Annotated in this window: 19 protein-coding genes; 14 read left to right on the plus strand and 5 right to left on the minus strand. The window is 75.0% G+C overall.

Translation table 11 applies throughout. The annotated features are described in order from the left end of the window. Window positions 1–11 precede the first annotated feature (11 nt). Window positions 12–4,592: an ATP-dependent RNA helicase HrpA gene (gene hrpA, locus OOT42_RS00885; protein ID WP_273653091.1), complete on the minus strand. Its 4,581-nt coding sequence runs from the start codon at window positions 4,590–4,592 to the stop codon at window positions 12–14. Window positions 4,593–4,632: 40 nt separating this feature from the next. Further along, window positions 4,633–5,337: a DUF1361 domain-containing protein gene (locus tag OOT42_RS00890; protein ID WP_273653092.1), complete on the minus strand. Its 705-nt coding sequence runs from the start codon at window positions 5,335–5,337 to the stop codon at window positions 4,633–4,635. 276 nt (window positions 5,338–5,613) lie between these two features. Between OOT42_RS00890 and OOT42_RS00895 the strand changes: the two genes are divergently transcribed. The 8 genes from OOT42_RS00895 to OOT42_RS00930 all read left to right on the plus strand — a co-directional run bounded on the left by OOT42_RS00895 (window position 5,614) and on the right by OOT42_RS00930 (window position 15,272). Continuing rightward, entirely contained in the window at window positions 5,614–7,245 is a 1,632-nt protein-coding gene (locus OOT42_RS00895) for an ABC-F family ATP-binding cassette domain-containing protein (RefSeq protein WP_273653093.1), read from the plus strand. Then, on the plus strand, window positions 7,242–7,730 hold the full coding sequence (locus tag OOT42_RS00900) for an aminoacyl-tRNA deacylase (RefSeq protein WP_273653094.1): 489 nt from the start codon (window positions 7,242–7,244) through the stop codon (window positions 7,728–7,730). Before OOT42_RS00895 ends, OOT42_RS00900 begins: the two co-directional genes overlap by 4 nt. Before the next feature lie 249 nt (window positions 7,731–7,979). After that, a complete protein-coding gene (locus tag OOT42_RS00905; protein ID WP_273653095.1) occupies window positions 7,980–8,339 on the plus strand; it encodes an STAS domain-containing protein in 360 nt (119 codons plus the stop codon). Between the two features lie 158 nt (window positions 8,340–8,497). Further along, complete coding sequence (locus tag OOT42_RS00910) at window positions 8,498–9,685, plus strand: exonuclease SbcCD subunit D (RefSeq protein ID WP_273653096.1); 1,188 nt, start codon at window positions 8,498–8,500, stop codon at window positions 9,683–9,685. Beyond that, window positions 9,685–12,882, plus strand: coding sequence for an AAA family ATPase (locus OOT42_RS00915; protein WP_273653097.1), 3,198 nt, complete (start codon window positions 9,685–9,687; stop codon window positions 12,880–12,882). Before OOT42_RS00910 ends, OOT42_RS00915 begins: the two co-directional genes overlap by 1 nt. Window positions 12,883–13,180: 298 nt before the next feature. After that, a complete protein-coding gene (locus OOT42_RS00920; protein WP_273653098.1) occupies window positions 13,181–13,597 on the plus strand; it encodes a hypothetical protein in 417 nt (138 codons plus the stop codon). A gap of 178 nt (window positions 13,598–13,775) precedes the next feature. Next, window positions 13,776–14,468, plus strand: a complete 693-nt coding sequence (locus OOT42_RS00925) for a DUF2993 domain-containing protein (RefSeq protein ID WP_273653099.1) — start codon at window positions 13,776–13,778, stop codon at window positions 14,466–14,468. Window positions 14,469–14,543: 75 nt separating this feature from the next. Then, window positions 14,544–15,272: a M50 family metallopeptidase gene (locus tag OOT42_RS00930; protein ID WP_273653100.1), complete on the plus strand. Its 729-nt coding sequence runs from the start codon at window positions 14,544–14,546 to the stop codon at window positions 15,270–15,272. Window positions 15,273–15,287: 15 nt separating this feature from the next. Here OOT42_RS00930 and OOT42_RS00935 read toward each other — a convergent pair whose 3' ends face one another. After that, complete coding sequence (locus OOT42_RS00935; protein ID WP_273653101.1) at window positions 15,288–16,052, minus strand: HNH endonuclease family protein; 765 nt, start codon at window positions 16,050–16,052, stop codon at window positions 15,288–15,290. Window positions 16,053–16,491: 439 nt separating this feature from the next. Between OOT42_RS00935 and OOT42_RS00940 the strand changes: the two genes are divergently transcribed. The 4 genes from OOT42_RS00940 (at window position 16,492) to OOT42_RS00955 (ending at window position 19,978) form a co-directional block, all read left to right on the plus strand. Beyond that, the gene (locus OOT42_RS00940) at window positions 16,492–16,890 is read left to right on the plus strand and encodes a MerR family transcriptional regulator (protein WP_273653102.1); all 399 of its coding nucleotides are present in this window, start codon (window positions 16,492–16,494) and stop codon (window positions 16,888–16,890) included. Window positions 16,891–17,130: 240 nt separating this feature from the next. Continuing rightward, a complete protein-coding gene (locus OOT42_RS00945; protein WP_273653103.1) occupies window positions 17,131–17,541 on the plus strand; it encodes a DUF2809 domain-containing protein in 411 nt (136 codons plus the stop codon). 126 nt (window positions 17,542–17,667) lie between these two features. Further along, window positions 17,668–19,173 (plus strand): amino acid permease, encoded by a 1,506-nt coding sequence (locus OOT42_RS00950; RefSeq protein WP_273653104.1) that lies wholly within the window; start codon window positions 17,668–17,670, stop codon window positions 19,171–19,173. A 67-nt stretch (window positions 19,174–19,240) separates the two neighbouring features. Beyond that, complete coding sequence (locus OOT42_RS00955; protein ID WP_273653105.1) at window positions 19,241–19,978, plus strand: MIP/aquaporin family protein; 738 nt, start codon at window positions 19,241–19,243, stop codon at window positions 19,976–19,978. A gap of 60 nt (window positions 19,979–20,038) precedes the next feature. On the opposite strand, the gene OOT42_RS00960 is transcribed toward OOT42_RS00955, so the two are convergent. Next, window positions 20,039–20,479: a nitroreductase family deazaflavin-dependent oxidoreductase gene (locus OOT42_RS00960; protein WP_273653106.1), complete on the minus strand. Its 441-nt coding sequence runs from the start codon at window positions 20,477–20,479 to the stop codon at window positions 20,039–20,041. 75 nt (window positions 20,480–20,554) lie between these two features. Further along, window positions 20,555–20,743: an antitoxin gene (locus OOT42_RS00965; protein ID WP_273653107.1), complete on the minus strand. Its 189-nt coding sequence runs from the start codon at window positions 20,741–20,743 to the stop codon at window positions 20,555–20,557. 164 nt (window positions 20,744–20,907) lie between these two features. Between OOT42_RS00965 and OOT42_RS00970 the strand changes: the two genes are divergently transcribed. Together OOT42_RS00970 and OOT42_RS00975 are read left to right on the plus strand one after the other, a co-directional pair. Continuing rightward, on the plus strand, window positions 20,908–21,087 hold the full coding sequence (locus tag OOT42_RS00970) for a DUF1918 domain-containing protein (protein ID WP_273653108.1): 180 nt from the start codon (window positions 20,908–20,910) through the stop codon (window positions 21,085–21,087). Window positions 21,088–21,127: 40 nt separating this feature from the next. Further along, the gene (locus OOT42_RS00975) at window positions 21,128–22,462 is read left to right on the plus strand and encodes an alpha/beta fold hydrolase (protein WP_273653109.1); all 1,335 of its coding nucleotides are present in this window, start codon (window positions 21,128–21,130) and stop codon (window positions 22,460–22,462) included. Window positions 22,463–22,510 lie beyond the last annotated feature (48 nt).

The raw sequence follows: 22,510 nt of genomic DNA on the forward strand, positions 1-22,510 counted from the left end.
GCGCGGCGTGCCTAGAGGGCGGCGAGGGCCTTGCGGATGCGGGTCGGGGAGACCGGTACCGGGGTGCCGAGCTGCTGCGCGAACAGGCTGACACGGAGCTCCTGGAGCAGCCAGCGGACCTCGTCGAGCGCCGCGTCCCGGGCGGAGTCGGGCGAGGACGCACGCGCCTTCGTCACCGCCGCGTCGTACAGGTCCTCGACGTCGTGCACCTGCCACGCGAGGTCCCCGTCGCGCTGCGGGTTCTCCGCAGCCTTGCCCAGCCGGTGCCGGGCCGCGCGCAGGTACCGCGTGAGCTGCGGCAGCCGCACGGCCCCGACCTCGGACACGAACCCGTCGTGCACCAGGTCCGCGGACTGCTCACGCACGTCCTGCACGGTGGCCAGGAGCGCGAGGCTCGCCGACGTGCGCAGGTCGGCCTCGAGCTCGCGCCACGCGCCGAGCACCGCGACGAGGTCGGTGACGACCGCGTGCACGGCGTCCTCCAGCCGGTCGCGGACCACCGTGCGCAGCGCGGCGTAGGCGTCGGCGTCGCGCACCTCGGCGGGGGTGCGGTCGCCGAGATGGGACGTCACGAGCCGGTCGATCGCCGCGAGCTGCACGTCGGTGACCAGCGCGTCCGTGCTCGGGTACGGGCTCGCGGCGAGGGTGAGGGCCTGCGTCCCGGTCCAGCGCGACGTGATCCGGCCGGTCGCGAGGCCGACGTCGAGCAGCAGCAGCCGGCGCAGGCCACAGCGGGCGGTCGACGGGACGGCCGCCGCGTCGGCGAGCGTCCGCACGGCGACCGACGTCGTCTCGTCGACGAGCACGGGGAACGCCCGCACGGTGACCCCGGCCGCGGTCGCCTCCAGGACCTCGGGGAGTCGACCTCCCGGGAGGTCGTCGGGCCAGGTGCGCAGGCCGGAGCGCTCGATCGACACGGCCGCAGCAGCGGCCGCCGACGCGGGCGCCGACGAGCCCGGTGCCCCGGGCGTCGGGCTCGTGCCCCGACCGGGACCGGCGCCGGCACCCTGCGCGGCCGCAGCCCCGACCGCCCCGGTGCGTCCGTCGACGGTCGTCCCGCGGCCACCGGCCGCGCCACCCGACCCGGCCGTCGCTCCGGAACCCGGCCCGTCACCGCCCGGCCCGCCGGAGGCCGCGCGCGCCTCCTCCATGGCCGCCCGCACCGCGGTCCGGACCGCGGCGTCGACGGCCTCCTGCGTGCGCGAGGCGAGCCGCCGCTGCAGGACCAGCAGGTCCTTCCCCTCGTCGACGACGCCGCCGCGCTCGCCCACGACGCGGAACGTCATGCGCAGGTGCGGGGGCAGCCTGTCGTCGTCGAACGCGTCGTCGGGCACGTCGACGTCGCGCACGGCCCGGACGGCCTGCCGGAACAGCTCACGGAACGACGGTGCGGCGTCGCCGGCCCGGACGGTGTCCTCCCACGACGCGGTGTGCTCGCGCAGCCACGCCTCGACGGACCGTGCGACGTCGGGCGCGGGCACGAGCTGCACGCGGACGGGCTTGGGCAGCGAACGGATGGTCGCGGTGACGAGCTCCTCGCGCAGCCCGGGCACCATCCAGTCGAACCCGTCGGGGGTCAGCCGGGCCAGTGCCGTGATCGGGACGTGCACGGTGACGCCGTCGGCCTCGGTGCCGGGCTGGAACTGGTAGGTCAGCGGCAGGCGCAGGTCACCCTGCGGCCACCGCGACGGGAACGCAGACTCGTCGATCGCGTCGGCGTCGTCGGCGACGAGGAGCTCGCGCGTGAACGTCAGCAGGTCGGGGTCGCGTCGTCGGGCGCCCTTCCACCACTGGTCGAAGTGCCGCGCGGAGACGACGTCGGACGGGATCCGCTCGTCGTAGAAGGCGAACAGGACGTCGTCGTCGACGACCAGGTCGCGACGGCGGGCGCGCGCCTCCAGCCCCTCGGCCTCGGCGAGCAGCCGTCGGTTCTCGTGGAAGAACTGGTGGTGCGTCGTCCACTCGCCCTGCACGAGCGCGTGCCGGACGAACAGCTCGCGCGCGTGCTCGGGGTTGACCTTGGCGTACAGCACACGCCGCTGCGCGACGATCGGCACGCCGTACAGCAGGACCTTCTCGAACGCGGTCGCGGCCCCCTGCTTGGACGACCACGCGGGCTCGGAGTAGGTGCGCTTCACCAGGTGCGCGCCGACCTCCTCGGCCCACTCCGGCTGGATGCGCGCCGCGTCGCGCGCCCACAGCCGCGACGTCTCGACGAGCTCGGCGGCCATGACCCACGCGGGCGGCTTCCTGGCGAGCCCCGACCCGGGGAAGATCGCGAACCGGGCCCCGCGCGCGCCGAGGTACTCGTTGCGCGCCCGCCGGTCGGGCCGCCGCCCCCGCGCGCCCGTGCCGCCACCACGCGCCGGTGCCGCGACCTCCGTCGCCTCCTGCATGCCGATGTGCGACAGCAGCCCGGACAGCACGCTGACGTGGATCCGGTCGGCGTCCCACTCGAGCCGCAGGGCTCCCCGCGCGGTGTCGTCGAGCGCACGGCCGGCCCCCGGGCCGTCCTCCGGGTTCGCGGCCGCGCCGCCGACGGGAGACGTGGACGTCGGACGGAGCGGGGAGACGTGGATGCCCAGCGGCTTCGCGAGCTCACGGAGCTGGGTGACCACGTCCTGCCACTCGCGGATGCGCAGGTAGTTGAGGTGCTCCGACCGGCACATCCGGCGGAACGCGTTGCCGGACAGCTCGCGCTGCTGCTCACGCAGGTACTGCCAGAGGTTGAGGTAGGCGAGCAGGTCGGACGTCGGGTCGGCGAACCGGCCGTGCAGCTGGTCGGCGCGGTCGCGCTCCTCGGCGGGACGCTCGCGCGGGTCCTGGATCGACAGGGCCGCGGCGATCACCATGACCTCGCGCGCGACGCCGCGACGGCCGCCCTCGACGATCATGCGTGCCAGCCGCGGGTCCATCGGCAGCTGCGCGAGGGCCCGCCCGGTGTCCGTGAGCCGCGTGACGGTCCGCGGTCGCTGCGCGCCGCCGTCGGCGCCCTCGACAGCGACCGTCTCCAGCGCACCGAGCTCCGTGAGCAGCTGCACGCCGTCGCGCACGGCCCGCACGTCCGGCGGGTCGACGAACGGGAAGTCGGTCACGTCGTCGGGCGACGCCGCGACGCCCACGGCGATCATCTGCAGGATCACCGAGGCCAGCGACGTGCGGAGGATCTCCGGCTCGGTGTACATCGGCCGGGCCGCGAAGTCGTCGGGCGAGTACAGCCGGATCGCGATGCCGTCCGCGACGCGCCCGCACCGCCCGGACCGCTGGTTGGCCGACGCCTGCGAGATCGGCTCGATCGGCAGCCGCTGCACCTTGGTCGCCTTCGACCAGCGCGAGATGCGCGCGGTGCCCGGGTCGACGACGTACCGGACGCCGGGCACGGTCAGCGACGTCTCCGCGACGTTGGTCGAGAGCACGACGCGTCGCGCGGCGTGCGGCTCGAACACGCGGTGCTGCTCGGCGGCCGACAGGCGGCTGTAGAGCGGCAGGAGCTCGACGGCCTGCGGGTGGCGGGGATCGGTCGCACGCGCGCCGAGCGACGTGCGCAGCGCGTCCTCCGCGTCGCGGATCTCCCGCTCGCCGGACAGGAACACGAGGATGTCGCCCGGCCCCTCGGCGGACAGCTCGTCGACGGCCTCGGTGATCGCGGTCATGAGGTCGCGGTCCTCGGTGGCCTTCGCGCGCGGCCGGCGGCCGGCGTCCTCCGCGGGCGCCTCGACGTCGGGCGACAGGGGCCGGTACCGGATCTCGACGGGGTACGTGCGGCCGCTGACCTCGACGACCGGCGCGGGCACGCCGTCGGGGTGCTCGGCCGTCGGCGGCCCGGCGAAGTGCTGCGCGAACCGCGCGGAGTCGATCGTCGCGGACGTGATGACGACCTTGAGGTCCGGCCGCTGCGGCAGCAGCCGCGTCAGGTAGCCGAGGATGAAGTCGATGTTGAGGGAGCGCTCGTGCGCCTCGTCGATGATGAGCGTGTCGTACGCCCACAGCATCGGGTCGCGATGGATCTGCGCGAGCAGGATGCCGTCCGTCATGACCTTGACGAGCGTCTCGTCGGACGACGTGTCCGTGAACCGCACCTGGTACCCGACGAGCTCGCCGAGCGTCGTGCCGACCTCCTCGGCGATGCGCTCCGCGACCGACCGGGCCGCGATCCGGCGGGGCTGCGTGTGGCCGATCTGACCGGCCCGCCCGCGGCCGAGGTCGAGCGCGATCTTCGGCAGCTGCGTCGTCTTGCCGGAGCCCGTCTCGCCCGCGACGACGACGACCTGGTGGTCGCGGATCGCGGCGGCGATCTCGTCGCGACGTGCGCTGACCGGCAGGTTCTCGGGGTAGACGATCGGCGGGACGACGACCTGCTCGCGGACCGCCGCGGCCCGGGCCCGACGGGCCCGGGCGCGCTCGTCGTCACGTCGCCGGTCGTGCTGCTGGCCGCCGCCGCGTGCACGCTGGCCGGGCTGCCGGGCCTCGTCGGTCCGCCGCGCCTCGTCGGTTCGGCGCGGCTCGTCGGGCCGCCGACCGCGGCCGCCACCGCGACCCCCGCGCCGGCGGGGGCCGGACGGGCGTCCGGTCGACGGCTCGCTGGTGGTCACGACGCACGATTCTCCCAGGTGCCCCGCGTCGCCCGCGCGCTCATTGCTCCAGCAGCACCAGCGCCTGGATGACGGGACCCGCGACGGCGACGTACATGACGGCGAAGAACAGCGCGTAGAGCAGCGTGAACGCCGTCGCCTGACCGGCCGCGCGCGGCTCGCGCAGGTGCGCGACCGTCTTGGCCACCACACGCCACGGCCGGACGACGTCCCAGCTGTTGAGGCGCAGGTGCCGGCCCAGGTACATCCCGAACGAGACGAGCAGCAGCACGACCGCGACGAGCGCGAGCGTGTCGCCGGCCAGCAGCGGTGCCGCGACGTCGCCGTGCCGCGCGATCGTCCACTCGAGCTGCACGAGCAGCACGTTCAGGACGGTGTTGAGCACCCCGGCCATCGCGAGCGAGATCACGAGGACGACGTCGAACCACATCGGCACGCCGTCGCCGTCGCGCCGGTGGCTGAGGTTGAGCTCGGTGACGAGGTAGCCCGCGTTCGGCAGGAGCAGGAGCCAGACGAGGAGCAGCAGGCCGACCAGCGGGAGGACGACCGCGCGCGGCACCCCGACCGCCAGCAGGAAGATCAGCGCGTACGACAGCAGCAGGACCAGCAGGGGGGCCGCGGACAGCGCGAGGTTGAGCAGCATGGGCCGGTAGACGCGCGTGCCGAACACCGGGCCGCGGGCCACGACGAGCCCGAGCGCGAGGACGTTCATGAGGAGCACGCCCAGCAGCAGGCTCGCGATCACAGGCGGCGTCCGGACGCGGCGGGCATGGCGCCATCGTGGTGCGCGACGGCTGGTCGGGCCAGCGGACGGGCGCCCGTCGCGGCCGTCCCGTGCGGGCACGGCGGCGGGGCCGACCGGGACGGGTCAGCGACCCTGCGGGAAAACGGGTGGCGCGCGCCCGCCACGCCTGCTTACAGTGCCGCCGTGCTGATCTGACCACCGCGCCGAGTCCCTCTCCCGACTCCCCGCGCCCGTCGTGCTGCTCCCGACGTCGGCGCACCCCCCGGTGGTGATCGCATGAACCCAGTCCTCCGTGCCCGTGCCCTGACCCGTTCCTACGACGGGCGTCCCGTGCTGACCGGCGTCGACCTCGACGTCGACCCCGGCCACCGCCTCGGTGTCGTCGGCGAGAACGGCATCGGCAAGTCGACCCTCCTGCGCCTGCTCGCGGGCGTCGAGCAGCCCGACAGCGGCGACGTCACACGGCCCGCGGCGCTCGAGCTGCTGACGCAGGAGCCGACCTTCGCGCCGGCCCACACCGTCGCTGACGTCATGGCGGCCGCGCTGGCCGACGTCCGTGCCGTCGAGCACGCGCTCGAGGACGCCTCGGCCGCGCTCGCGGACGACGTCCCCGGTGCCGACGACGCGTACGCCACCGCTCTCCTCGACGCCGAGCTCGCGGGCGTCTGGGACGCCGACCGGCGGGCTGAGCTGGCCCTCGTCGGGCTCGGTCTCGCGGACGTCGAACCGACCCGGCCGACCGCGCGGATGTCCGGCGGGCAGCGGTCGCGGCTCGCGCTCGCGGCCCTGCTGGTCCGCAGCCCGGCGGCCGTCCTGCTCGACGAGCCGACCAACCACCTCGACGACGCCGCGGCCGAGTACCTCGCGGGGGCGCTGCGCGCGCTGCCCGGGGCCGTCGTGCTCACGAGCCACGATCGCGTGTTCCTCGACGAGACGTGCACCGAGATCCTCGACCTCGACCCGTCGCTCGACGGTCCCACCCGGTACGGCGGCACGTTCACCGACTACCTCGCCGCCAAGCGCGTCGAGCGCAACCGGTGGGAGGAGCGGTGGAAGGCCGAGCGCGAGGAGCTGTCCCGGTTGCGGCACTCGGTGCGGGTCACCGCGCGGCAGGTCGGGTACGGCCGCGAGCTCGGCAACAACTTCAAGATGGACTACGACGCGCAGGGCGCCCGCGTCGAGCAGCAGGTGTCCCGGCGGGTCAGGGACGCGCAGCGGCGGCTCGACGAGCTCACGCGCGACCACGTGCGCAAGCCCCCGCCGCCGCTGCGGTTCGCGGTGCCGTCGTCATGGTCGGGTGCGGCCGGCGGCCTCGTGCTGCAGGTGCGCGACGCCGAGGTGCCCGGGCGGCTCACCGTCCCGTCGCTCGACCTCGCCGCCGGCGCCAAGGTGCTGGTCAGCGGGCCGAACGGGGCGGGCAAGTCGACGCTGCTGCACCTGCTCGCGGGAGACCTCGTGCCGGCCCGCGGGTCCGTGCAGCGGGCGCGCGGCGTCGAGGTCGCGCTGCTCGAGCAGGACGTCGGCCTGGCCGACGACCCGCGCACGCCGCGGACGCTGTTCGACGCCGTGACGGCCGACCTGCCCGACCCGGTCCGCCTCGTCGACCTCGGCCTCGTCGCGCCGCGGGACGTCGACCGGCCGCTGCGGGAGCTGTCCGTCGGGCAGCGTCGACGCGTCGTGCTCGCGCTGCTCGTGGCCCGGACGCCCGGCGTGCTGCTGCTCGACGAGCCGACGAACCACGTGTCCGTGCGGCTGGCGGACGAGCTCGTCGACGCCCTGGAGGTGTCGCCGGGGGCGGTCGTCGTCGCGACGCACGACCGGTGGCTGCGGCGCCGGTGGACCGGGGAGCACCTCGTCGTGCGCGACGGACGTGCGGCCTGGGCGGACGCCCCTACAGTGGCCGGATGAGCGAGACGGCCGGGTCGGACGGCGAGCGGCGGGCGGCGGCCGCGCTCGAGGCGTCGGGCGTCGGCTACACGATCACGCGGCACGGGCCCGTGCGGTCGCTCGCCGAGGCGGCCGCTGCGCGCGGGGTCGAGCCCGCCGACGTCGTCAAGACGATCGTCGTGCGGCGTGGCGACGACGACTTCCTCTTCGTGCTCGTCCCGGGCGACCGGACGATCTCCTGGCCGAAGCTGCGCGCGCTGCTCGGGGTGTCCCGGCTCTCGATGCCCGACGCGACGACCGCGCGGGACGTGACCGGGTACGAGCGTGGGACGATCACGCCCTTCGGCTCGCTCACGGCGTGGCCCGTCGTCGCCGACTCGCGCGTCCCGGACCGGTCGGTGTCGATCGGCGCGGGCGCGCACGGCGTCGCGGCGACCGTCGACGGGAGTGACCTCGTGCGGGCGCTGGAGGCCACCGTGGCGGACGTCACCGACCCGGAGGCGTGACCTGTCGTTGACCTCCGGACGCCGCCGGGCGGCGTCGACTGTGAGGGTTCTGTACTGGTTCTCGACCCGATCTTGACCGGACCGGGTCGTCGGTCGATCCTTGACGAACGCCGCGGATCGGGCACGAACCCCGGGGAACGGATCCCGTCCCGTGGCCGTTGGGCCTCTCGAGTGGCGGCGTCGGCACCGGCCGGTACCGTCATCAGGCCGCCGGGCCTCACGGGTCCGGTCGCGCAGGAGTGAGGAGCCATGGAGCTGATCGAGCACACCGCCGCCGCCGGGACGATCCGGGTCGACGAGCAGGACGGCCGCACGGTCGTCGTGCTGGTCGGCGAGGTCGACGCCGCGCTGCGCGACGAGGCGAGCGCGACCATGGCCCGGGCCCTCATCGGCGGCGACCCGGTCGTGATCGACACCACGCACGCGACGTTCATCGACTCCTCCGGCATCGCCTTCGTGCTGCAGCTGCACCTCGCGGCACGGGAGGCCGGCATCCCCGTGACCCTCCAGGACCCGCACCGCGTGCTGCGCGACGTGCTGGAGATGATCGGCATGGGCGGCGAGTTCGCGTCGGCCGAGCCGGTCGTGGCGGTCCCCGAGCCCGCCTGACCCGGCGTCCCCACGCCCGCCTGACCTGACGACGCGGGCGGTGCGGTCGGCCCGGCGCTCGTGCCGAGCCGTCCACAGCCCGGGATCACACCGGCCCGTCCACGACGCTCCGTGCCGCCTCGGTCGTCGTGTCGGACGCGGCGGTTAGCGTCCTCGGCATGCGGATCCTGCACACCTCCGACTGGCACCTCGGTCGGACGCTGCACGGGGTCGACCTCCTCGACCACCAGGCGGCGTACCTCGACCACCTGGTCGAGGTCGTGCGTGCCGAGGCCGTCGCCGCGGTGGTGGTCGCGGGAGACGTGTACGACCGTGCGATCCCGCCCGTCGAAGCCGTGACGCTCCTGTCCGACACGCTCGCGCGGCTCGCCGAGCACACGACCGTCGTCGTGACGTCCGGCAACCACGACTCCGCGACCCGGCTGGGCTTCGGGTCCGCCCTCATGCGCGAGCGCGTGCGGCTGCGCACCCGGGTCGCCGGGCTGCACGAGCCCGTCGTGCTGCCGTCCGACGACGGCGACGTGCTGGTCTACGGCCTGCCCTACCTCGACCCGGACACCGTGCGCGCCGACCTCGCCGAGGACGGTCCGGACGGCGAACGGCGCGTACCGGCACGTTCGCACGAGGCCGTCGTCGGCGCCGCGATGCGCCGCGTGCGGGCCGACGTCGACGCGCGTCGCCGTGCCGCGTCCGGCGGGCGGGTGCGCAGCGTCGTCGCCGCGCACGCGTTCGTCGTCGGGGGCGTCGCGAGCGAGTCGGAGCGGGACCTCGCAGTCGGCGGCGTCGAGCACGTGCCCGCCGGGGTGTTCGCGGGCGTCGACTACGTCGCGCTCGGGCACCTGCACGGCCCCCAGCGCGTCGCCGGCCCCGACGGCACGACGCTGCGCTACTCCGGGTCACCGCTCGCGTACTCGTTCTCGGAGCTGCGGCACACGAAGTCGACGGCCCTCGTGGACCTGTCCGGCGCCGATCCCGCGGTCGAGCTCGTCGCGGCGCCGGTCGCGCGCCGCCTCGCCGAGGTGACCGGCACGCTCGACGACCTCCTCGGCGCCGCGGGCGAGGCGCACGTCGACGACTGGGTCCGGGTGACCGTGACCGACCCGCAGCGCCCGTCCGACCTCTACCGCCGCGTCACGCAGCGGTTCCCGCACGCGCTCGTCGTGCAGCACCGTGCACCCGAGCACGCGCGCACGTCCGCTGCCGCCGTCGTCACGGCCGCGCACGACCCCGTCGACGTGGCCGCGCAGTTCGTCAGGCACGTCACCGGTGCCGACGCGACCGCGGTCGAGGTCGACGTGCTGCGCCGCGCGTACGAGGACGTCCTCGCCGCGGAGCGGAGCGCCTGATGCAGCTGCGCACGCTCACCGTCCAGGCCCTCGGGCCGTTCGCCGGCCGGCACACCGTCGACTTCTCGGCGCTGTCCGCGTCGGGGCTGTTCCTGCTCGACGGCCCGACCGGCTCGGGCAAGTCGACCCTCATCGACGCCGTGGTGTTCGCGCTCTACGGCAAGGTCGCGTCGGCCGACGCGAGCGACGACCGGCTGCGGTCCGCCTACGCGGCCGACGACGTACCCACCGTGGTCGACCTCACCTTCGAGGTCGCGTCCGGCGTCTACCGCGTGCGGCGCAGCCCCGGGTACGACCGCGCGAAGAAGCGCGGCACCGGCACGGTCCGGCAGCAGCCGTCCATCACGCTGTGGCGACTGTCGGCCGACGACGACGGCAGCGGCGACCCCGACGACGTGCCCGCCGGCGAGGTGGTCTCGACGCGCCTCGACGAGGCCGGGGCCGAGCTCCAGCGGGTCGTCGGGCTCGACCGCACGCAGTTCGTCCAGACGATCGTGCTGCCGCAGGGGGAGTTCGCGCGGTTCCTGCGCGCCGACCCCGAGCAGCGGCGCGGGCTGCTGCAGAAGATCTTCGGCACCGAGGTGTACGACCGGATCGGCCGCCGCCTGGTCGAGCTGCGGCGCGAGTCGGCGGAGGCCGTCGCGGCCGCGCGCGCGGGTCTCACCACCGCTGCGGCGCACCTCGTCGGGGCCGCCCGGCTCGACACGGAGACGGCCGACAGGCTGCGGCACGACCTCGACGAAGCGCTCGCGACCGGCACCGTCGACGCCGTGAGCGGCGTCGTGGGGACGTTCGCCGCGGACGTGACCAGCGCCGCCACGACCGCGCACGACCTGGCGGCGGCCGCCGAGCGCCGGCGCGCGGACGCACGGACCGCGCTCGACGAGGCGACGCGCACCGCCGAGCTGCTGCGGCGCCGCGACGCCCTCCGGGCCGAGCGCGCGGCGCTCGACGAGGCCGAGCCCCTGCACCGCGCGGCGCAGGCCCGTCTCGCGACCGCGCGCTCCGCGCAGTCCGTCCGGCCCCTGATCCACCGGTCCGACGAAGCGCGGGTCGCGCTGGAGTCGGCGTCGAAGGCGCTCGACGCGGCCGTCGACGCGGCACCCGCCGACCTGGCGGAGCTCGCGCGACGGTCGTGGCCCGACGACGCCGAGCCCGCCGGACGGTCCGGCTCGCGCGGGGCGGACGACGGTGGCGCCGCTCTGCCCGGTGCCGTCGGCAGCGCGCAGCCGACGCTGTTCGACGTCGCCGTGGAGGCCGTGGGGTCCGCGTCGCCGGCCGGCGAGCGGCGGCTGCTCGACGTCGCGCGCGAGCAGGCCGTGGCGCAGGCCGCGGCGATCGAGCGGCTCGTGGCCGTCGAGGCCGGGCTCGAGGCGCGCCGTCAGGAGGTGCGCGGGGCCCGGGCGGGCGTCGACGACCTCCGCACCGAGATCGGCGTGCACGACACCTGGCTGGCGGCGCGTCCGGAGGAGAGGGCCGCCCTCGTCACGGCACACCGCGAGGCGACGGAGCTCGCGGCGTGCGTCCCCGAGCGCACGGCCGCGCTCGAGGCGCTGACCGACGTGGCGTCGGCCCTGGTCGCGCTCGACGAGGCGACCGACCGGCACGCGTCCGCTGAGCGGCGGCTCGCGTCGAGCGCACGGGCGGCGGCCGCCGCCGTCCAGCGCGAGGCGACCCTGCGGACCGCGCGGATCGCCGACCTGGCGGGCGAGCTCGCGTCGGCCCTCGCGGACGGCGACGCCTGCCCGGTCTGCGGCGCCGTCGAGCATCCCGCCAAGGCCGCGCTCGGGGCGGACCACGTCACCGCCGACGACGTGCAGGACGCCGAGGACGCCCGGGTCGCCGCCGAGCACGACGTGCGCGCCGCCGAGAGCGAGGTCGCACGGTGCGCCGAGCGGGTCACCGCCCTCGCACGGCAGGTCGACGGCGCCACGCCCGACGACGTCGCCGCTCGGCTCGCCGCCGCGCACGAGGCACTCACCGCTGCCCGCACCGCCGTCGCCGACGCGGCACGTCTCGCCCGGGACGTCGAGGCGCACGACACCGCCACCGCGCGGCGGGTGAGCCTGCGCCAGGACGCCGTGACCGCGCTGGCCGCCGCCGAGGTGCGCATCGAGGCGCTGGTCCAGCAGCTCGACGCCGCCGAGGCCGAGGTCGTGGCCGGCCGGGCCGACCATCCGACGGTCGCCGCCCGGCACGCCGCCTTGCGCGAGCGCGCCGCCGCGGCCGGGACGCTCGCCGACGCGCTCGTCGCCGTCGAGCGCGCGCACACCGACGACACGGTGCGGCGTGCCGAGCTCGCGGACGGGCTCGCGGAGCACGGGTTCGCGTCCGTGGACGAGGCGCGCGACGCGCTCGTGGACCCGGCCGTGCTCGACGAGCTCACCTCGACCGTCGAGGCGTACGTCGCCGCCGTGGGGCGGGTGCGCGCCGGCCTCGCCGAGGACGCCGTCGCCGGTCTGCCCGACGACCTCGTCGTCGACCTCGCGGAGGCGCGCGAGGCAGAGCGGACCGCGCGCGTCGAGCACGAGGCCGCCGCCGGCGAGGCGCGCAGCGCCCGGGACCGCGCCGACGCCGTCCAGGCCGCCACGGCCGCGGTCGTCGCGGCCGCCGAGCGTCTCGTCGAGCGCACGGCCGCACACGCGCCCGTCGCACGGCTCGCGGCCGTCGCCGGCGGGACCGGCGGGGACAACGCGCACGCCCTGTCCCTCGCGACCTACGTGCTGACGCGCCGGTTCGAGGACGTCGTCGCCACCGCGAACGACCGGCTGCTCGGCATGTCGGACGGGCGGTACGAGCTCGTCCGCAGCGACGTCAAGGAGGACGTCAGCACCCGCCGCACCGGCCTGTCGATGCGCGTCGTCGACCATCGCACCGGCCACCAGCGCGACCCCCGCACGCTGTCCGGCGGCGAGACCTTCTACGTGTCGCTGTGCCTCGCGCTCGGCCTGGCCGACGTGGTGAGCGCGGAAGCCGGCGGCATCGACCTCGGCACACTCTTCGTCGACGAGGGGTTCGGCAGCCTCGACCCGCACACCCTGGACCAGGTGCTCGCCGAGCTCGGACGGCTGCGCGCCGGCGGGCGGGTCGTCGGCGTCGTGTCGCACGTCGAGACGCTCAAGCAGGCGATCGCCGACCGCATCGAGGTCCGTCCGACACCGCACGGCCCGAGCATCCTCACGGTCCGCGCCGGCTGAGCCGTCGGGCACCGTCTGTGGTGTCGCGGCCGGTCGCGCCGGTCGGGAGGCACGCTCGAGCGGCGGGCGGCGGGCGGCGGGCGGCGGGCAGCGGGCGGCGGGCGGCGGGCGTCGCGCCACGGAGGACGTCGATCCGCGTGCGGGTGAGCCCGGCGGACGTCGTGACGTGGGCGCCGACGGGGTCCGGCGACCCCAGGGCGAGGGTCGCGCACCGGTGTGCCGGATGACCGGCAGCAGGTATGGCGTGCGTCACAGTCGCGACCTAGCCTGAGAGGAAGCGTCGACGAAGGACCTCACGATGTCGTGGGTATTGCTGGCCGCAGTGCTCTTCGTGCCGGCGCTCGTCTTCAGCGCCCTGTGGTCGCTCCTCCCCGGCGCGGACGAGCCGCCGCGATGGCGGGTCGCGCTCGCCGACCGGCTCGAGAGCTGGGCGCACCGGCTGCGCCCCCCGCGCCCCGTCCCGCCGAACCCGTTCGACGCGCTCCGCGTCCAGGAGCGCCTCGGCGCCGTCGCCGACCACGTCCGTGCGCTCGAGCTCGACCCGCGCACGTTCGCGCGGGCGGAAAGGATCATCGCGTCCCAGCTCGCGTACGACCAGCTGCTCGCCGAGGCGTGCCGGCTCGCGGGCGTCGAGGTCCTGCCGCGCCCCAAGGGCGACCCGGCCGAACGGTTCCGTGAGGAGGTCGAGCTCGCCGCGCGCGGCTGGACGTGGTGAGACGCGCTGCGAGACCCGGCCCTGCGGATGTGCGCCGAGGTCAGCGCCCCTACCGTGGGCGCGTGCGCACCACGACCGAGCCGAGACCGGCCGCCCCCGAGACGTCCGTCGCGCCCGCTGACGCGCCCGCTCACGTGCCCGCACGGCGCGCCGCACGGGCCGGGGCGGGGTCGGGTCGATGAGCGGCCGCGCGGTCGCGATCGTCGTCTCCACGATCGTCGTGCTCGCGGCCGGCGTCGTCGTCGCCGACCGGGTCGCGGCGTCGACCGCGGAGCGCCGCGCGGCCGAGTCGGTCGAGGCGAACCTCGACGTCGCCGGCACGCCCACGGTGACGATCGACGGCTTCCCGTTCCTCACGCAGGTGCTCGCCGGCTCGCTCGACCACGTGACCGGCAGCGTCGACGGCGTGACCCTCGACGGTGGCCTGACGGCGACGGACGTGACGTTCGACGCGCAGGGCGTCAGCACGTCCGAGCCGTACACGGTGGCGACCGGCTCCATCACGGGCACGCTGCCGACGGCGACGATCGAGCAGGTCGTCGCCGAGCAGACCGACCTCGACGTGACCGTCGCCGTCGACGGGACGTCGCTCGTCGCGTCGGGCGAGGTGCTCGGCGTGGACCTCTCGGCGGCGCTCCAGCCGCGGGTCGAGGACGGCCGGCTGCTCGTCGACGTGGGGCGCATGTCGCTGGGCGGGCTGACGATCACCGTCGACGACCTGCCGGAGCGGGTCTCGTCCCGGTTCCGAGGGCTCGAGGTCCCCGTGAGCGGGCTCCCCGAGGGCCTCGTGCTGTCGGCGGTCGAGGTCGTCCCGGACGGTGCGCGCGTGACCGCCACGGGCGACGACGTGACGCTCACGGCTCAGCCCTGACCTGTCGTCCCGACGGGCCGGTAGGGTCCCCCTGCCCGCGGACACGTCGCGGGCGGGACGACCCCGAGGAGAGCCGTGGACTGGTGGAACGAGACGTGGCAGTCGGTCACGACGCCGCAGCCCGTGCCCGACACCGTCGTCGTGGTCGTGACGGCCGCCGTGGTCCTGGTCGCTCTGGTCGTCCCGCAGCTCTGGCACCTCACACGGCACGCGCTCACGATCGTGCACGAGGCGGGCCACGCCGCCGTCGCGGTGCTCGTCGGCCGGCGCCTCTCGGGCATCCGGGTGCACTCGGACACGTCCGGGCTCACCGTCTCGGTCGGGAAGCCGCGCGGACCCGGCATGGTCGCCACCGCGGCAGCCGGGTACCCGGCGCCGGCGCTGCTCGGGCTCGGTGCCGCGTGGCTGCTGTCCGAGGGGTACGCGGTCGCCCTCCTGTGGCTGCTCGTGGTCGTCGTGGCGCTCGTGCTCGTGCAGATCCGCAACTGGTACGGCCTGTGGTCGGTGCTCGTGAGCGCCGCGGTCCTCGTCGGCGTGACGGTGTGGGGCTCCGCGGTCGTGCAGTCCACGTTCGCCTACCTGGTCACCTGGTTCTTCCTCCTCGGTGCGCCCCGCGCGGTCCTGGAGATGCAGTCCGGTCGGCGGCGCGTGCGTCGTCGTGGCGGGTCGGACGTCTCCGACGCCGGCATGCTCGGGCGCCTCACGCACCTGCCGGGACTGTTCTGGGTCGGCGTCCTCCTCCTCGTCTGCCTCGGGTGCCTCGCCCTCGGCGGTGCGTGGCTGGTGGGCCTGCAGCTCGCCTGAGCCGAGCTCTGGCCGTCACGTCGTCACGCACCCGCCGAGCGCACCGGCGAGCGCCCGCTGCTCGTCGCGTGTGACGGACAGCCCGTACGCCGACTTCACGAGCACCTGCCGGACCGCGTACGCACACCGGTAGCCGACGTTCGGCGGCAACCACTGCGACGCATCGGCGGCGCCCTTGTCCTGGTTGGCGCGACCCTCGACGGCGAGCAGGTTCGCCGGGTCGTTGGCGAAGGCCGTGCGCGCGGCGTCGGTCCACCCGGCGGCGCCCGCGACCCACGCGTCACCGAGCGCGACGACGTGGTCGACCTGCACGTCGCCGGACGACGGCCCGCGCTCGAACACCATCCGGCGGCCCGTGTACGGGTCGTCGAGCGTCCCGTCGAGCACCAGGCAGCCGCGGGTCCCGGGCTTGGTGGTCGTGCCGGTGAGGTCACGTCGCAGGACGTCGTTGCGGGTGTCGCAGCCGTTGCGGTCGACGTCAGCCCACGCCTGCCCGAACTCGTCGCGCTCGTACGGCTCCGGGGGCGGTCGGCTCCGCACGTCGAGGGTCGCGAGAGCTCCGCGGGCGAGGGCGAGATCCTCCGCGTGGACCGGGTACCGGGCCGCCGACCGGGCCTGCGTCCACGCGGGCAGCCCCGTGCCGGTCGCCACGCACAGCGCGAGCACGCAGAGCGACGTCCGGCGAGCGCGCAGGTGCGCGCGCACGGCGTCGGCGCGCGCGGTGAGGAGTGCACCGGCGGGCGGCGCCGGGACGCGGTGCGCGCGGGGTCGGAGGGCCATGTGCCGCAGCCTCCCGCGGTCGTCGTCACCCGGTCCTCGCGCCGGCCGTGGTCGGTGGAGCGGCGGCGCCGGCGGCGGGCTGTGGACGGCTCGGCGTGGTGCCGGGCCCCACCCGGCGACGGGGTCGGCGGACTATCGGTCGCCGGGTCCCCGGGCCGCCGGGACCGCTGGGCCCTGGCTGCCGGGCTGCTGGGCCGTCGGGCCGCTGGGCTGCCGGGCTGCTGGGCCGCCGGGCTGCTGGGCTGCCGGGCTGCCGGGCTGCCGGGTCGCCGGGCCGCTGGGTCGTCGGGTCGCCGGGCTGCTGGGCCGCCGGGTCGCTGGGCCGTCGGGCCGCTGGGCTGCCGGGCCGCCCCACACCAGGGCCGCGAGGCCACAGGGCCCACCGGTGCCACGGCGGAGTCTTGACTTCGAGTGCACTCGAAGCGTCACCATCGGACGCATGAGCGTCGTCGCGGAACGGGTTGGCCTGAGCATCGCGGAGGCGGCGGAGGCCACGGGGCTGACCGCCCACACGCTGCGCTACTACGAGCGGGACGGCCTGCTGCTCGACGCGGTCGACCGGGCGACGTCCGGGCACCGGCGGTACACGGAGCAGGACCTCGGCTGGATCCGGCTGGTCACCAAGCTGCGGGCGACGGGCATGCCGGTGCGCGAGATCCGGCTGTACGCGGACCTCGTGCGCGCGGGCGAGGGGAACGAGGACGAGCGGCTCGCGCTGCTCCGGGCGCACCGGGACCGGGTGCGGGCGCAGCTGGACGAGGTCGCGACGCACCTGCTCGCGATCGAGGGCAAGATCGCGGTCTACGAGGGCACGTCGGACAACTGCACGTCCGCCTGACCCCGCGCGTCCCGCCTGACCTCGCGCGTTCCGCCTGGCCTCGCACGCCCCGCCTGACCACGCACGCCCCGCCTGACCGCGCACGCCCAGTCCGACCGCGCACGCCCAGCCTGATCGTGCGTCCCGCCTGACCCTGCGCGTCCGTTCGACCGCGTGCGTCTGCCTGACCTGCACGGACCCTGCACGCGCCTGCACGCGTCCTCCCGCGGCGCGGTGCGTCCGGATGCCTAGGGTGACCGCGTGCGCCCCCGCCCCCGCTCCCGTGCCGTCCTCGTCGTCGTCGCCGCGGTCGTCGTCGTGGCCGGGCTGGTCGTCGCGACGGCGGCGTCGGGCGCCCTGGCCGACCCGGCGGGCGACGCGCTGTACGCGGGGCTCGTGTACGTCCTGGTGCTGCTCGTGCGGCCGCGGGTCCGGCCGTGGCGCGCGGGTGCGGTCGCGACGGCGGTGTGCGTCGCCGTGGAGCTCGCCCAGCTGACCGGTGCACCGGCCGCGCTGGTGGAGGCGGTGCCCGCCGCCCGGTTCGTCGTGGGGACGACCTTCGTGCCGGTCGACCTGCTCGCGTACGCGCTCGGGGCGGCCCTCGCGATGGTGGCGGACGCGACGGCGGTCCGCATGGTGCGCAGGTCCCGGGACGTGCACGTCACCCGCTGACACACTGAGCCGTCCACAGCCCTGGACACGCGCATCGGTGTCCACCGGGTCGAGGCGCCAGGGTGCCGAGCACACGCATCCCCGGCATGCTGTCCCACGTCAGCGCACGCCGGCGAAGGGGCTGAGATGGCGACGTCGACGAGCATCTTCCGGCGCAAGTCCGTCGAGGACTCGCTCGCCTCCGCGGAGGACCCGGACCGGCACCTCAAGCGGAACCTCACCGCGTGGGACCTCGCGATCATGGGCGTGGCGGTCGCGGTGGGCGCGGGCATCTTCTCGGTCGGCGCGACGGCGGCCGCGAACTACGCGGGCCCCGCGGTGATCGTCTCGTTCGTGATCGCCTCGATCGTCTGCGCGCTCGCGATCATGTGCTACGCCGAGTTCGCCTCGACGCTCCCTGTCGCCGGGTCCGCGTACACGTTCTCCTACGCGTCCATGGGCGAGTTCGTGGCCTGGATCATCGGCTGGGACCTCATCCTCGAGATGCTGCTGGCCGCGGCGGTGATCGCGAAGTTCTGGGGCGTGTACCTGTCCGACGCGTTCGGCCTGTTCGGCGTCGACGTGCCCACGACGCTCGAGCTCGGGCCGGTGGACGTCGAGTGGGGGCCGGTCGTCATCGTGGCGGTCTTCACGACGCTGCTCGCGATCGGCACGAAGCTCAGCGCACGCGTGAACAGCGTGTTCACGATCATCAAGGTCGGCATCACGGTGTTCGTGATCGTCGCCGGGTTCTTCTACGTCAACGCCGCGAACTACTCGCCGTTCGTGCCGCCGTCGCAGCCGGCTGAGGGCGCGACCTCGCTCGAGCAGCCGCTCACCGCGTTCCTGCTGGGCATGTCCCCCTCGATGTACGGCGTGATGGGCATCCTGTCCGGCGCCGCGCTCGTGTTCTTCGCGTTCATCGGGTTCGACGTCGTCGCGACGACCGCGGAGGAGGCGCACGACCCGCAGCGCACCATCCCGCGCGGCATCCTCGGCGGTCTCGCGGTGGTGACCGTGCTCTACATCCTCGTGACGGTCGTCGTCACCGGCATGGTGTCGTACACCGAGCTCGCCGCGTCCGACTCGCCGTCGCTGACGACGGCGTTCGTGCTGGTCGGGGCGGACTGGGCGGGCCGCATCATCAGCGTCGGCATCCTCGTCGGGCTCACGTCGGTGCTCATGGTGCTGCTGCTGGGCCTGACGCGCGTCGTGTTCGCGATGAGCCGCGACGGGCTGCTCCCGCGCGGCATGTCCCGCACGTCGCCGCGCTTCCGGACGCCGGCCCGGTTGCAGATCGGTGCGGGCGTCGTCGTCGCGCTGATCGCCGGGCTCTCCGACGTCGAGCTGCTGGAGGAGATGATCAACATCGGGACGCTGTCGGCGTTCGTGCTGGTCAGCTTCGGTGTGCCGCTCCTGCGCAAGCGGCGTCCCGACCTCCCGCGCGGCTTCCGCGTGCCGTGGTCGCCCGCCCTGCCGATCATCTCCGGCCTCGCGTGCATCTGGCTCATGCTCAACCTGACCGCGCTGACCTGGGTGCGGTTCGCGGTGTGGCTGCTGCTCGGGATCGTCATCTATGCGGTGTACTCCTACCGGCACTCCGTGGCCGGGCGCGAGCAGCAGGACGTCCCGGCGACGACCAGCACGTCTTGACCTGACAGCCTGACCGCGCCGCCCGGCGGCGCGGACCGCGAGCGAGCCCGCAGAGGAGACGCACCCGATGGACCCGTCCTACGCGCTCTGGATCCGCGTGACGTGCGAGTTCATCGGCACCGCGATCCTCATCATCCTGGGCAACGGGACGGTCGCGAACGTGCACCTCAAGGGGTCCAAGGGGTACCGCGGCGGGTGGTCGCTCATCGCCATGGGATACGGGTTCGGCGTCATGATCCCCGCCGTCATGTTCGGCGGGGTCAGCGGCAACCACATCAACCCGGCGTTCACGCTCGGGCTCGCCGCCTGGGGGATGTTCCCCTGGTCGAACGTGCCGTACTACATCGCCGCGCAGATGCTGGGTGCGATGGCGGGGCAGCTCGCCATCGTCGTCACGCACAAGCCGTACTACGACGCGACGACCGACCCCGACGACATCCTCGCGACGTTCTCGACCGTCAACGCCGCGCGGTCCCGGCTCAACGGCTTCGCGAACGAGCTGCTCGGCTCGCTGGTCCTCTTCTCGTGCGCGCTCGGCATCGTGAACTCACCGCTCACCACGACCGAGCCCGGCCTCGCGCACGTCGTGATCGGGTTCCTCGTCTGGGGGCTCGTCGCCGGCCTCGGCGGGCCGACCGGGCCCGCGCTCAACCCCGCGCGCGACCTCGGGCCGCGCATCGTGCACGCGCTGCTGCCGCTGCGGCACAAGGGCGGCTCGGACTGGCGCTACTCGTGGGTGCCGGTCGCCGCACCGATCCTCGGCGGGCTGCTCGGCGTCGGCGGCTGGAAGCTCCTGCTCGGCTGACACGACGACCGGTCCGACGACGTGGGCCGGCGACGCGCGTACGAGCCGCCGGCCGCGGCGTCAGGCGTCGAGCGGGGTGAGGACGAACACGGGGATCTGGCGGTCCGTCTTCGTCTGGTAGTCGTCGTAGGCCGGCCACACTTCGGTCGCGCGCGCCCACCACTCGTCGCGCTCCGCGCCCGACACCTCGCGGGCCTCGTAGTCGCGCTTCACGGCGCCGTCCTGCAGCTCGACGTGCGGGTGCGCGACGAGGTTGTGGTACCAGGCGGGGTTCTCGGGCGTGCCGCCCTTCGACGCGACGACCGCGTACCGGCCGTCGTGCTCGACACGCATGAGCGCGTTCTTCCGCAGCTTGCCGCTGCTCGCGCCGACGGACGTCAGGACGATGACGGGCTTGCCCTGGAGCGTGTTCCCCTTCTGGCCGTCGGTGGCCTCGAAGAGCTCCGCCTGCTTGCGGGCCCACTCGGACGTGCTGGGTGCGTACTCACCGGTCAGAGGCATGTCGGTGCCAACCTTCCGCCTCGGCGACCCATTCCCGTGGCCCGCGCGTCGGGCGCGCCGGGCCGTCGGCGGGGGTCAGGGGCGACCCTTCTGCTGGTCGAGGATGTCCTTCGCCTTCTCGACGACCTGGTCCACCTTCGCGTCCGTGCCGTCGTCCGTGCGGGACTTCACCGCGTCGGCGGCACGGTCCAGCGCGTCCTTCGCCTGCTCCTCGTGGCCCGCCAGGGCGCCCTTCGCCTTGCTCACCAGGTCGTCGATGCCCATGTCGTCTCCTGTCGGCTCGTCGGGGTCGCCGGTTCGCCCCGGCACCTGGCCAGTCTGCGTGCCCGGCGGCGCGGCCGCCCGTCGGCAGACGTGAGGGCAGGCGTGAGGGCACGCGTGGTGGCGGCGCCCGCAGGTGTCTAGCCTGGGTGGCGAGGTGAGCGACGATGCACGCTGAGGTGGGAGACACGGTGGTCGTCCACGGCCGGACGGTCGGGACGACGGACCGCCGCGGGACGGTCGTGGAGGCGCGTGGCGCCGAGGGGCCGTACCTGGTGAAGTTCGACGACGGGCACGAGAGCCTCGTCTTCCCCGGTCCGGACGTGTCGGTGGAGGCGCGGTCCTGAGGTCACGTCCCACGCGCCGGGCGCACCTACGCTGACGCGCATGGGTGAGCGACCGGGCGAGGACGGGCAGGGCGACGGGTACCGCATGACGGGTCTCGTCGTGCGCGACCACCGGGTGCGGGTGCCGGTCGACCGCGCCGACCCGACCCGGTTCGGCGAGATCGACGTCTTCGCGCGCGAGGTGGTCGACCCGCGACGCGCGTCGGACGACCTGCCGCTGCTGCTGTTCCTGCAGGGCGGGCCGGGCGGCATGGGGCCGCGGCCCGCGCAGGGCGGCTGGCTGTCGAAGGCGCTCGAGAAGTACCGCGTCGTGCTGCTCGACCAGCGCGGGACCGGGAGGTCGTCGCGCGTCGACGCGCGCACGGTCGAGCGGATGACCGCGGGTGGTGCGGACGCGGCCACCGTCACGGAGTACCTCGCGTGCTTCCGCGGCGACGCGATCGTCGCGGACGCCGAGCACCTGCGCGCGACCGTGTTCGGCGGCCGGCGGTGGGCGACGCTCGGGCAGTCGTACGGCGGGTTCCTCACGATGACGTACCTGTCGCGGCACCCCGAGGCGTTGACCCGCTGCTACGTGACCGGCGGCCTGCCCTCGCTGACGGTCGACGCGGAGACCGTCTACCGGCACACGTTCGACCGGCAGGAGGCGCGCAACCGGGAGCTCGCGCGGCAGCACCCCGACGACGTCGCGCTGCTCGGGGTGCTCGCGGACCGGGTCGCGGCCTGCGACGTGGTGCTGCCCGGCGGCGACGTGCTGACCGTCGAGCGGTTGCAGACGCTCGGCATGTCGCTCGGCATGAGCACGGGCATCAGCGGTCTGCACTGGCTGCTCGATACCGCGACCGACGACGTCACGGGCGAGCCGTCGGTCCCTTTCCTCGCCGAGGTCGCGTCGCGGACGGGCTTCGAGACGAACCCGCTGTACGCGGTGCTGCAGGAGGTCATCTACCACCAGGGGGAGCGCACGGGTGGGTGGGCCGCGGCCGCGGAGCACGACCGGCGTCCGGTGTTCGCGTCGTCGTCCCGGCCGCTGCTGCTCACGGGTGAGGCGATGTACCCGTGGATGTACGCGCAGCACGCGGCGTTGCGCCCCTTCGAGGCGGCCGCTCACCTGCTGGCCGAGCGCACGAACTGGCCTGCGCTGTACGACCTCGACCGGCTCGCGTCGAACGACGTGCCCGTCGCCGCCGTGCAGTACTACGACGACCCGTACGTCGACCTCGACCTCGCGCTGCGGACCGCCGACGCGGTCGGGAACGTGCAGGTGTGGATCACGAACGAGCACCTGCACGACGGTCTGCGCGTCGCGGGCGACGCGATCCTGCCCCGCCTTCTCGACCTCGCGGACGGCGTCTGGTCCGTCACGGGCCGCTGAGGGGCGGACGGCGTCTGGTCGGTCACGCGCGCTGAGGGGCGGTCGTCG

Source organism: Cellulomonas fimi (genome assembly GCF_028583725.1).
GTDB classification, from domain to species: domain Bacteria; phylum Actinomycetota; class Actinomycetes; order Actinomycetales; family Cellulomonadaceae; genus Cellulomonas; species Cellulomonas fimi_B.

Coding starts and splice junctions, on each gene's coding strand:
- OOT42_RS00950 (WP_273653104.1), top strand. CDS start 17,668: ATGGCGACGTCGACGAGCATCTTCCGGCGCAAGTCCGTCGAGGACTCG.
- OOT42_RS00935 (WP_273653101.1), bottom strand. CDS start 16,052: ATGGCCCTCCGACCCCGCGCGCACCGCGTCCCGGCGCCGCCCGCCGGT.
- OOT42_RS00955 (WP_273653105.1), top strand. CDS start 19,241: ATGGACCCGTCCTACGCGCTCTGGATCCGCGTGACGTGCGAGTTCATC.
- OOT42_RS00905 (WP_273653095.1), top strand. CDS start 7,980: ATGGAGCTGATCGAGCACACCGCCGCCGCCGGGACGATCCGGGTCGAC.
- OOT42_RS00970 (WP_273653108.1), top strand. CDS start 20,908: ATGCACGCTGAGGTGGGAGACACGGTGGTCGTCCACGGCCGGACGGTC.
- OOT42_RS00920 (WP_273653098.1), top strand. CDS start 13,181: ATGTCGTGGGTATTGCTGGCCGCAGTGCTCTTCGTGCCGGCGCTCGTC.
- OOT42_RS00975 (WP_273653109.1), top strand. CDS start 21,128: ATGGGTGAGCGACCGGGCGAGGACGGGCAGGGCGACGGGTACCGCATG.
- OOT42_RS00915 (WP_273653097.1), top strand. CDS start 9,685: ATGCAGCTGCGCACGCTCACCGTCCAGGCCCTCGGGCCGTTCGCCGGC.
- OOT42_RS00940 (WP_273653102.1), top strand. CDS start 16,492: ATGAGCGTCGTCGCGGAACGGGTTGGCCTGAGCATCGCGGAGGCGGCG.
- OOT42_RS00895 (WP_273653093.1), top strand. CDS start 5,614: ATGAACCCAGTCCTCCGTGCCCGTGCCCTGACCCGTTCCTACGACGGG.
- OOT42_RS00910 (WP_273653096.1), top strand. CDS start 8,498: ATGCGGATCCTGCACACCTCCGACTGGCACCTCGGTCGGACGCTGCAC.
- OOT42_RS00925 (WP_273653099.1), top strand. CDS start 13,776: ATGAGCGGCCGCGCGGTCGCGATCGTCGTCTCCACGATCGTCGTGCTC.
- OOT42_RS00900 (WP_273653094.1), top strand. CDS start 7,242: ATGAGCGAGACGGCCGGGTCGGACGGCGAGCGGCGGGCGGCGGCCGCG.
- OOT42_RS00965 (WP_273653107.1), bottom strand. CDS start 20,743: ATGGGCATCGACGACCTGGTGAGCAAGGCGAAGGGCGCCCTGGCGGGC.
- OOT42_RS00960 (WP_273653106.1), bottom strand. CDS start 20,479: ATGCCTCTGACCGGTGAGTACGCACCCAGCACGTCCGAGTGGGCCCGC.